This window comes from Pseudomonas lurida (assembly GCF_013522705.1).
GTDB lineage: Bacteria > Pseudomonadota > Gammaproteobacteria > Pseudomonadales > Pseudomonadaceae > Aquipseudomonas > Aquipseudomonas quebecensis.
This window is the reverse complement of the sequence record NZ_JAAMRE010000049.1, coordinates 1-10,405: the sequence shown is the minus strand read 5'-3', so window position 1 is coordinate 10,405 and position 10,405 is coordinate 1. Positions and strand designations below refer to the sequence as shown.

11 protein-coding genes are annotated in these 10,405 nt (G+C 59.3%); 3 read left to right on the top strand and 8 right to left on the bottom strand.

Annotation, left to right across the window (positions count from 1 at the left end):
* Positions 1-158: 158 nt before the first annotated feature.
* From coq7 to hemJ, 6 genes are all read right to left on the bottom strand, one after another.
* Complete coding sequence (coq7, locus tag G7025_RS26300; protein WP_181081910.1) at positions 159-806, bottom strand: 2-polyprenyl-3-methyl-6-methoxy-1,4-benzoquinone monooxygenase; 648 nt, start codon at positions 804-806, stop codon at positions 159-161.
* A 118-nt stretch (positions 807-924) separates the two neighbouring features.
* Complete coding sequence (locus G7025_RS26295) at positions 925-1,263, bottom strand: histidine triad nucleotide-binding protein (RefSeq protein WP_181081909.1); 339 nt, start codon at positions 1,261-1,263, stop codon at positions 925-927.
* A gap of 46 nt (positions 1,264-1,309) precedes the next feature.
* The gene (locus tag G7025_RS26290) at positions 1,310-2,098 is read right to left on the bottom strand and encodes an SDR family NAD(P)-dependent oxidoreductase (protein ID WP_181081908.1); all 789 of its coding nucleotides are present in this window, start codon (positions 2,096-2,098) and stop codon (positions 1,310-1,312) included.
* 62 nt (positions 2,099-2,160) lie between these two features.
* Positions 2,161-3,123: a DUF805 domain-containing protein gene (locus tag G7025_RS26285; protein WP_181081907.1), complete on the bottom strand. Its 963-nt coding sequence runs from the start codon at positions 3,121-3,123 to the stop codon at positions 2,161-2,163.
* 71 nt (positions 3,124-3,194) lie between these two features.
* Entirely contained in the window at positions 3,195-4,157 is a 963-nt protein-coding gene (locus G7025_RS26280) for an NAD(P)H-dependent flavin oxidoreductase (RefSeq protein WP_181081906.1), read from the bottom strand.
* Positions 4,158-4,181: 24 nt separating this feature from the next.
* Complete coding sequence (gene hemJ / locus G7025_RS26275; RefSeq protein ID WP_181081905.1) at positions 4,182-4,610, bottom strand: protoporphyrinogen oxidase HemJ; 429 nt, start codon at positions 4,608-4,610, stop codon at positions 4,182-4,184.
* Between the two features lie 134 nt (positions 4,611-4,744).
* Between hemJ and argC the strand changes: the two genes are divergently transcribed.
* Positions 4,745-5,779 (top strand): N-acetyl-gamma-glutamyl-phosphate reductase, encoded by a 1,035-nt coding sequence (argC, locus tag G7025_RS26270; RefSeq protein WP_181081904.1) that lies wholly within the window; start codon positions 4,745-4,747, stop codon positions 5,777-5,779.
* A 124-nt stretch (positions 5,780-5,903) separates the two neighbouring features.
* Entirely contained in the window at positions 5,904-6,254 is a 351-nt protein-coding gene (erpA, locus tag G7025_RS26265) for an iron-sulfur cluster insertion protein ErpA (RefSeq protein ID WP_007906865.1), read from the top strand.
* 66 nt (positions 6,255-6,320) lie between these two features.
* Here erpA and G7025_RS26260 read toward each other — a convergent pair whose 3' ends face one another.
* Both G7025_RS26260 and G7025_RS26255 read right to left on the bottom strand, forming a co-directional pair.
* On the bottom strand, positions 6,321-7,412 hold the full coding sequence (locus G7025_RS26260; protein WP_181081903.1) for an anhydro-N-acetylmuramic acid kinase: 1,092 nt from the start codon (positions 7,410-7,412) through the stop codon (positions 6,321-6,323).
* Between the two features lie 3 nt (positions 7,413-7,415).
* The gene (locus G7025_RS26255; protein ID WP_181081902.1) at positions 7,416-8,834 is read right to left on the bottom strand and encodes a peptidoglycan DD-metalloendopeptidase family protein; all 1,419 of its coding nucleotides are present in this window, start codon (positions 8,832-8,834) and stop codon (positions 7,416-7,418) included.
* A gap of 210 nt (positions 8,835-9,044) precedes the next feature.
* Between G7025_RS26255 and tyrS the strand changes: the two genes are divergently transcribed.
* Positions 9,045-10,244, top strand: coding sequence for a tyrosine--tRNA ligase (gene tyrS / locus G7025_RS26250; RefSeq protein WP_181081901.1), 1,200 nt, complete (start codon positions 9,045-9,047; stop codon positions 10,242-10,244).
* Positions 10,245-10,405: the final 161 nt, after the last annotated feature.

Genomic DNA, 10,405 nt, shown 5'->3' with positions numbered 1-10,405 from the left:
GAACAGGCTGGTCTGGCTGCGGGACTCGCCTTGTATGTAGGCCATAACGAAAAATGCTCCGTATCTTTCGATACGGAGCATTCTCTTAAAGGGCCGGACAGATTGCTAGGTTTTCACACAGTCTGCTTGAGCGCCCTTTTTTGTACCGGCAGGTCGGATCAGATGCGGTACGTACTTTTGGTCATGACCTTGGCCAGCAGGCTCATGCCCAAGCGTACCGGCGCCGGGAAACGAAAGCCGCCGGCGTCCAGCGCGCTTTCGGCGTGGTGTTCTTCGTCGATGCGCATCTGTTCAAGAATCGCACGGGACTTGTCGTCTTCACTGGGCAATTGCTCCAGGTGTTCGTCCAAGTGCTTGCACACCTGATGTTCCGTCGCGGCGACGAAACCGAGGCTGACCTTATCGCTGACCAGCCCGGCCACGGCGCCGATACCAAACGACAAACCGTAGAAGAGCGGGTTCAGCACGCTTGGGTGGCTGCCCAATTGGCGGATGCGCTGCTCGCACCACGCCAGATGGTCGATTTCTTCCTCCGCCGCATGCTCCATGGCCGCGCGCACCTGCGGCAGCTTGGCGGTCAGGGCCTGTCCTTGGTACAGCGCCTGGGCACACACTTCGCCGGTATGGTTGATGCGCATCAGGCCTGCGACGTGACGGGTGTCGGTCTCGTTCATCTGCACATCGGGCTGCAGCAGGGCGGGCGATGGGCGGTAAGGCTGCCCGCTGAAGGGCAACAGCGTACGCATGGCCGTATCGGCTTGCAGCAGCAGACGGTCAATCGGCGAGTAGTGACGTTGGGTTGTCATGCTGACCTCCGGGAAGAATCTCGGCGGCCAGTTTACCGCAAGAGAGGAGAGAGCGTTTGCCCTGAGTCAAGGGCATAGGGTCGCAGCCTCCAGCGTTGGCTTCGACCCTGCGGACTTATCAGCCCGGCGGCCAGTTCATCTGGCGCTGACCCAGAACGTGCATGTGGATGTGATAAACGGTTTGTCCGCCCATCTCATTGCAGTTCATGACCACGCGGAAACCTTCTTCGCAACCCAGCTCCAGGGCCAGGCGCTGGGCTGTAAACAGGATATGGCCGGCCAGGCCTTTATCGTCCTCGGTCAGGTCGTTCAAGGTACGGATCGGTTTCTTGGGAATCACCAGAAAATGCACCGGTGCTTGTGGGGCGATGTCGTGGAAGGCTAAAACTTGATCATCTTCGTAAATGATCTTCGCGGGTATTTCTCTGTTGATGATCTTGGTGAACAGAGTATCCACAGCGGTTTCTCCATGATGAAAGGTCAGGGTGAGTGTACTCAGGCGATCAGCGGGGGCAATAGGCTTTGTTGATGGCGCCGGCGATCTTGCGTGTCAGCCAGCGTGGGCTGAAACGTGGGCTGAATGCCAACCAGCGGTTGCGTCGCCCCGGGATGATGATGGCTTTGTTCTTTTCCAGTGCTCGCACGGTGTAGAGCGCGACTTCTTCCGGACTCATCAGCTGGTCGCTGCGCTCGAGCTTGGCGGTGTCCATTTGCGCGGTGCCGAAGAATGCGGTGCGCGTCGGCCCCGGACACAATACCGAGACCTTGATGCCGCAGGTCTTGAGCTCTTCGCGCAGGCCTTCGGAAAAGTGCAGCACGTATGCCTTGCTTGCGTAGTAACTGCTCATCCATGGGCCAGGCTGGAAGGCCGCGATCGAGGCAACGTTGAGGATCTGCCCGCCGCCGTGCAGCGCCATGGCATTCCCCAGGGCATGGCACATCCGGGTCAGGGCAAGGATGTTGACTTCGATCAGGTCCTGCTCGGTCATCCAGTCCTGGGCCAGGAATGGCCCGCTGGTGCCGATGCCGGCGCAGTTCACCAGCAAGTCGATCTGTCGCTCGCCTTCTTCCAGCTCCAGCAGAAACCCGGACAATCGCAGAGGCTCGCCCAGGTCACAGGCGCGAAACAGCACTTCTACGCCAAAGCGTTGGGTCAATTCGAGGGCGATGCTTTCCAACTGATCACGCTGGCGGGCCACCAGAATCAAGCTGCGGCCGCGTCGGGCCAGTGCTTCGGCCAAAGCCAGGCCGATGCCGCTGGAGGCACCGGTGATCAGAGCGTAACGGGTCATGCGTTTCTCCATCGCAACGTCCCGGGCCGGTGATGGCGGCACCACCGGCCCGAAGCGTTTCTTTACTGATCCGGAGAGTCTACAGGGTCGGCCGCTTCGTCAGCACTTTGCGTGTCGTCTTCCTGCACGGTCCCGCTCTGGTCGGCGTCTTCGTCGTACGTCATGGAACTGCTTTCGTAGCTGCTGTCGACGTTGCTCTCGAGTTGATCGAGGTAGCCGTTCATCCCCAGGGTCACCACGATGATCAGCATCAACGGAATGAACGCCAGCCACAGTGACGCCAGCACCTTGACTGCGGTGGAGTTGCGCGGCGGCGGCGCGCCGTACTGGTTGGCGCCCGCATTGCCCGGCATTACCAGCAGCAGCAAGGGGAAAATGCTGTTGACCAGCGGGACCAGGTTGAGCAGGTACAACCAACCGGACCAGCCCAGGTCGTGCAGACGCTGCACACCGATTTGCACGCTTACGACAACGAGCGCCACGAACAGCGCAAGGCCCAGCAGCGAACCGACGATGATGGCAAGGGTCGGCGAGGCGGTGGCGATGGCGAAGCCCACGGTGCTCAGGATGCCGGCTGCCACGATCATTGCAACGGTCAGTACCAGCGTCCATGCCAGGTACCGCAGGCGACCGATACGCCCATTGATGGTGAACACTTTGAGGGTGGCGTATTCCGGCAGGTTTTCACCGACGGCAGCCCGTGGCGGCGCATACGGCGATGCGGCCGGGGTGGAGAAGTCCGTGGTGCCGGCAGCGGTCTCGTGGGTTTCGGCAAGGCTGAAAGCCACCGGTTGCTCGGCTTCGATACGTGCATCGACGCCGGCGTTCTTCAGTGCGGTGAGGTAGGTCTCGGCGTCCGGGCGTGACAGGTCACGTTTAAGTGCGACCGTGCGGCCGGTAAAGAGCTTTTCGATCGCCTCGACGTCGCTCTTGAACAGCTCGGCCAGGTTCAGCTTGGCCGTGGTGCTTTCGACACCCGGGAGCAAGGCTCCATCAAACACAATCTTGAAACGGTTGTCGCTCATGCGGGCATCCTTGTCTGTCAAACATTGGGGGGAGTGCAGGCCTGCGCAATCGGCAGGCCTTGCAGGATTAGTCAGCGTGGCCAGTGTAACTGTGTCGCCTGTGTTTGCGCCTCGCGGTATTCGGCATTCAGGCGCGCAACGAGTTCATCGACGCCGGGCAAATCGCCAATTTCACCGACGCCCTGGCCGGCCGACCAGACAGTCTTCCAGGCCTTGGCCTCGTCGTTCAGCGGTTTGAGCTTGGAACCGGAGTTGACTTCGCCTTTGCCTTGCAGGGCATTGAGGTCGAAGCCGGCGTTTTCCAGGCTCTGGCGCATGAAGCTCGCCGGCACACCCGAGACAGCGGGAGTGTGCACGATGTCGGCGGCGCGCGCTGTGAGCAGCATCTCTTTATAAGCATCTGGAGCGTGGCTTTCGGTGGTGCCGATAAATCGAGTGCCCAGGTAGGCCAGGTCCGCCCCCATGACTTGCGCAGCCAGAATCTGGTGCCCGTGGTTGAGGCAACCGGCCAACAGTACGGTTTTATCGAAGAACTGGCGAATTTCTGCGATCAGCGCGAAAGGGCTCCAGGTCCCCGCATGGCCCCCCGCCCCGGCGGCCACGGCGATCAGGCCGTCCACCCCGGCTTCGGCGGCTTTTTCGGCGTGGCGCCGAGTGGTGACATCATGAAACACCAGACCGCCGTAGCTGTGCACGGCGTCCACCAACTCTTTGACCGCGCCGAGGCTGGTGATGACGATCGGCACTTTGTGCTCGACGCAGATGGCCAGGTCAGCCTCAAGGCGTGGGTTACTGCCATGCACGATCAGGTTGACGGCGTACGGTGCGGGGTTGTCCAACTGCGCCAGGCCCGCCTCGATCTCCTCCAACCAGGCTTTGAAGCCGCTGCTTTCACGCTGGTTGAGCGCCGGAAAGCTGCCGACGATTCCGTTGCGGCAACACGCCAGGACCAGTTGCGGGTTGGAAATCAGAAACATCGGCGCGGCCACCACGGGCAGGCGCAGACGTTGTTCGAGCAGAGCGGGCAGCGACATTGGATGTACCCCGATTGATTGACGTTAGAACGGCTTGACCACCACCAAAATTACGACAGCCAGCAATATCAGAACTGGCACTTCATTGAACCAGCGATAAAAGACATGGCTGCGGGTGTTTTCGCCACGGGCAAAGCGTTTTACCTGGGCGCCGCACATATGGTGGTAACCGATCAGCAGCACGACCAGGGTCAGCTTGGCGTGAATCCAGCCGCTCGTGCTGAAGATGCCGGGGTTCAGTGCAATCAGCCAGATGCCGAACACCAGGCTGGCAAGCATTGCCGGGCCCATGATGCCGCGGTAGAGCTTGCGCTCCATGACGCTGAAGCGTTCCTTGCTGACGGTGTCTTCACTTTGTGCGTGGTAGACGAACAGGCGTGGCAGGTAGAACAGCCCGGCAAACCAGCAGACGATGCTGACGATGTGGAAGGCTTTGACCCATAGATAGAGCATTTTCAGTTATTCCCAGGTTCACGGTAGCGAGGATAGTAGTGGCAGATACGCCCATACGTCACGTTGACGGTTGTCGCAGAACGATGTGGCCCCTATTATCGACGGCTTTCCAGTGGTTCGTTGAGGGCAGGTTTATGGTCAAGGTCGGTATTGTCGGCGGCACGGGTTACACCGGTGTCGAATTGCTGCGTCTGTTGGCTCAGCATCCGCAGGCTGAGGTGGTGATCATCACCTCCCGATCCGAGGCCGGCCTGGCTGTGGCCGATATGTACCCGAACCTGCGCGGCCACTACGACGGCCTGGCGTTCAGCGTGCCGGACACCAAGGCCCTGGGCGCATGCGATGTGGTGTTCTTCGCCACGCCCCATGGCGTTGCCCATGCGCTGGCCGGTGAGCTGCTGGCCGCCGGCACCAAGGTTATCGACCTGTCGGCGGACTTCCGCCTGCAGGACGCCGATGAATGGGCCAAATGGTACGGCCAGCCTCACGGCGCACCGCAGCTGTTGGAAGAGGCGGTATACGGTTTGCCGGAAGTCAATCGTGAGCAGATCAAGCAGGCGCGCCTCATCGCCGTGCCGGGCTGCTATCCGACTGCGACACAACTGGGCTTCCTGCCGCTGCTCGAGGCTGGGCTGGCGGATGCGTCGCGTCTGATCGCGGACTGCAAATCAGGCGTGAGCGGCGCAGGTCGTGGCGCCGCGGTTGGTTCGTTGTACTCCGAAACGTCGGAAAGCATGAAAGCCTATGCGGTAAAAGGGCATCGTCACTTGCCGGAAATTCGTCAGGGCTTGCGTCGCGCCGCCGGTAAAGAGGTGGGGCTGACCTTTGTTCCGCACTTGACCCCGATGATCCGTGGTATTCACTCCACGCTTTACGCGACCGTGACTGATCGCTCGGTGGATCTGCAGGCCTTGTTCGAGCAGCGCTATGCCGGCGAGCCGTTCGTCGATGTGATGCCTGCCGGCAGCCATCCGGAAACCCGCAGCGTACGCGGCGCCAATGTCTGTCGGATCGCGGTGCATCGCCCGCAGGACGGTGACTTGGTAGTGGTGCTGTCGGTAATCGATAACCTGGTCAAAGGCGCGTCCGGCCAGGCAGTGCAGAACATGAACATCCTGTTTGGCCTGGATGAGAAGCTGGGGTTGTCCCACGCAGGCATGTTGCCCTGAGAGCAGCGCCAAGCGTTAAGCTTGAAATTGCCGCTGCTCCCATAATAGTTGACCGCTTTTCTAGGAGAAGCGGATAATGCCCGCCATTACGCATATGGCGGCGCGACGCCGGGAGATTATCAGCATGAGCGTTGAATCCTTCACCCCCACGGCTTTGCAATTCACCCACGGTGCTGCGCACAAGGTGAAGAGCCTGGTCGATGAAGAGGGTAATGATCGCTTGAAGCTGCGCGTATTTGTTACGGGCGGCGGTTGTTCAGGGTTTCAGTACGGTTTTACCTTCGATGAAGAAGTTGCCGATGACGACACCATCGTTGAGCGCGAGGGCGTTAGCCTGGTCGTGGATCCGATGAGCTTCCAGTACCTGGCAGGTGCCGAGGTGGATTATCAGGAAGGTCTGGAAGGATCGCGCTTCGTGATCAAGAATCCCAATGCCACCACCACTTGTGGTTGCGGGTCTTCGTTCTCGATCTGATTGGCAGCGGATACAAAAACGCCGCTTGGCTTTGATAGGCCAAGCGGCGTTTTGCTGTCTGGAAGGTCACGCGGGGTAGATCGCGCCGAGTATTCGCAGCCCGCGCGCACCGGTCACGCTCGGGCGATTAGTAGCGATGCCTTCAAGACAGCAATGGGCCAGCCAGGCGAATGCCATGGCTTCCACCCAGTCAGGGTCCACGCCATAAGTCGCGGTGGTGCTGACTTGAGTGGAGGGCAGTAACGCCGCCAGACGCCTCATCAGCGTGCTGTTATGCGCGCCGCCGCCGCAAACCAGTAGGGTTTCAGTGTGGCTTTGTGCGATTTGCAGGGACTCGACGATGGTCTGCGCGGTCAGTTCCAGCAAGGTGGCCTGCACGTTCTGAGGCGCGAAGGCTGGCAGGCGGGCGAGGTGCTGTTGCAGCCATCCGAGATTGAACACTTCACGGCCGGTGCTCTTCGGACCTTTGGTGGTGAAGAACGGATCGCTGAGCAATGCGTTGAGTAGCTGTGGCTCAACGTTACCGCCGCCGGCCCACTGGCCATCGCGGTCGAAGTGGTGGCCTTGCTGGAGGTGGATCCAGGCATCCAGCAGCACGTTGCCCGGGCCACAGTCGAAGCCTGCGACCGGCTTGCCTGTCTCGATCAAACTGAGGTTGCTGAAACCGCCTACGTTCAGTACCGCGCGGTTGCCGCTGCGCTCACCAAACAGGGCCTCATGAAATGCAGGTACCAATGGTGCGCCCTGGCCGCCGGCGGCGACGTCGCGGCTGCGGAAGTCGCTGACGACGGTAATGCCAGTCAATTCGGTGAGCAGCGCGGGGTTGCCGATCTGTACGGTAAAACCTCGGGAAGGTTCGTGACGAATGGTCTGACCGTGGCTGCCAATCGCACGAATGTGCTGCGGTTTGAGATTCTGCTGGCCCAGTAACGTATGGATGCCTTGAGCGGCGAGTGCAACCCAGTGTTGCTGGGCAATGGCCGACCGGGCGATTTCATCCGGGCCGCTGGCGCACAGGCCCAGCAATTCGGCGCGCAGGCTGTCGGGCATGGGGACGTAATGGGTGGCGATCAAGCTGATCGCCGCGTCCTGCTCGATGAGGGCAATGTCCAGGCCATCAAGGCTGGTCCCGGACATTACACCTATATAGCGCGGCATCGCTTAACGCTTCGCCGAAGCCAGCAAGGTGGTGCGCTCCTGATCCATGCGCGCCATCAGCGGCTGGCTCTGTTGCATGAAGCGCGCGCGCTCGGCTTTGGCGATGGGGTCAGCCATCGGCAGCTTCTGGCCCAGTGGGTCGACGTGAACGCCGTTGACCTGGAACTCATAGTGCAGATGCGGGCCGGTAGACAGGCCCGTAGTGCCGATATAGCCAATCACCTGGCCTTGCTTCACGTTGCCGCCCGTTTGCACGCCCTTGGCGAACCCTTGCATGTGGCCATACAGCGTACGGTACGTGTTGCCGTGCTGGATGATGACAGTGTTGCCATACCCGCCGCGACGGCCGGCCAGCAGTACCTTGCCGTCACCGGCAGCCTTGATCGGCGTACCGCGTGGCGCGGCATAGTCGACGCCTTTGTGGGCGCGAATCTTGTTCAGAATAGGGTGCTTGCGGCCCATGGAAAAACGCGAGCTGATGCGAGCGAAATCCACTGGCGTACGGATGAACGCCTTGCGCATGCTGTTGCCGTCAGCGGTGTAGTAGCTGGTGTTGCCTTGTTTGTTGGTGTAGCGCACGGCGGTGTAGGTTTTGCCGCGATTGGTAAAGCGCGCGGAGAGAATGTTGCCGGTGCCGACCACTTTGCCGTTGGCGACTTTCTGCTCGTAGATGACGTCGAATTCATCGCCCTGACGGATGTCTTGGGCGAAGTCGATGTCATAGCCAAAGACACTGGCCATGTCCATGGTCATGTTGTGGGACAGGCCCGCGCGGGCAGCCGATTGAGACAGTGAGCTGTTAATCACGCCGTGAACGTAGGCGGAGCGCATTACCGGCTTGGTGGTGATGCGATTGAAGGCAAAGCCCTTGGGGCCCTTGGTCAACGTGATGCTTTCCAGATCGCTGACATTGCTGTGCAGATTGTTCAGCTGGCCATCCGGCGTCAGCTCGAATTCCAGTTTCTGCCCGTGCTTGAGCTGGGTGAATTGCTTGGCTTGCTTATCGCTGGCCAACACTTGCGTAACGGACGCCGCCGGCAGGCCTACTTTTTCGAACAGGGTGGAGAGGGTATCGCCCTTGGCAACGATCACTTCGCGGTGTTGTGGGCCCTTCGCCGGTGTCGGTGCCGGTACGGGTGGGTTTTGGGTGGCTTGCTGGGTGTCCTCGGGAGTGCTTTCTATCTGCGCGAACGGTGATTCCACGGGTGCGTTTGTGGCTTGTTGAGCGTCGGAAGCGTCTTGATCTTGTGTCAGTTGTTCAACGGGGCTCTCCAGGTCAAGGCTCAGAGACGTTCGTTTGGCTTCTACATCACTGGAAGGGAATACCAGGAGTGCCAGGCTGAGAAGGGCGGCGATACCACTTGCGGCAAGCAGGTGGGTCTTCGGGTAAAGCGGCGGCGCTTTAGACGGTTCAGTGGTCATAGGTAATTTGACTTTGAAAAGATGAAATGGAAAAGATGAATGACATGATGAAGATGAAATAACTGTATAAAATATAACCAAATCATCTGTGGCGCAAGCTCGCGAATGCCGGGCTTGCTGAAGGTTGTCCGTTTGCAGGGCAAAACTTGTAATTAGTCCCTGATCTTGTATGGTTGGTTCCCTTTTGAATCTGAGCCTTGCGGGTCTGTTATGAAGTCGGTTGAAGAGCAGCTAGCGCTGATAAAACGTGGTGCGGAAGAACTGTTGGTCGAGGCTGAGCTGATCGAAAAGCTCAAGCGTGGCCAGCCCCTGCGTATCAAGGCCGGCTTTGATCCGACCGCACCGGATCTGCACCTGGGACACACCGTGCTTATTAATAAGCTGCGTCAGTTCCAGGAACTGGGGCATCAGGTGATCTTCCTGATAGGTGACTTCACCGGGATGATCGGTGATCCAAGCGGAAAGAGCGCGACGCGACCACCCCTGACCCGTGAACAGGTTCTCGATAATGCCGAGACCTACAAAACGCAGGTATTCAAGATTCTCGATCCGGCCAAGACCGAGGTGGCATTCAATTCCACCTGGATGGATCAGATGGGGCCGGCAGACTTTATCCGCCTGACTTCTCAGTACACCGTGGCGCGCATGCTCGAGCGTGATGATTTCGATAAGCGCTATTCGACTAACCAGCCGATTGCCATCCATGAGTTTCTCTACCCGCTGGTTCAGGGGTATGACTCGGTAGCGTTGCGCGCGGACGTTGAGCTGGGCGGGACGGATCAGAAATTCAATCTCCTGATGGGGCGTGAGTTGCAACGCGCCTATGGGCAGGAAGCTCAATGCATTCTGACCATGCCTTTGCTGGAGGGGTTGGACGGCGTCAAGAAGATGTCCAAATCCTTGGGTAACTATGTAGGTATTCAGGAGGCGCCGGGTGTGATGTACGGCAAGCTTGTGTCCATACCTGATGCATTGATGTGGCGTTATTTCGAGCTATTGAGCTTCCGCTCGATGGATGAGATCAATGCGCTGCGTGCTGAGGTTGAAGCGGGGGCCAATCCGCGGGACGTGAAGATCAAGTTGGCTGAAGAGATCGTAGCGCGTTTCCATGGCGAGGAGGCTGCGGCCAGCGCTCACCGTGCGGCAGGCAATCGTATGAAAGATGGCGAGTTGCCGGATGATCTGCCGGAGATCGAATTGGCTGCGACGGAGGCGATGCCCATTGCCGCCGTCCTCAATAAGGCGGGCCTGGTGAAGAACTCGGCAGTCGCTCGCGATCTTTTGGGTTCTGGCGGCGTGCGTATTGATGGTGAGGTGGTTGATCGCGCCTTTATATACCAGCTGGGCGCGACTCATGTTTGTCAGGCTGGGAAGAAGGCATTTGCGCGTATTACGCTCAAATCGGAATAAACCTGAAATTAACGGTTGACGGCGAATTATATCTGTCTATAATTCGCCCCACTTCCGGCGCAGTCGAAACGGAAAACTCCTTGGTAAACAAAGAGTTACGCAGAATTCGACAGCGGATCGCTTCAGTTCATCGAAGCTCAGAAGGAGTTGGTAGAGCAAGG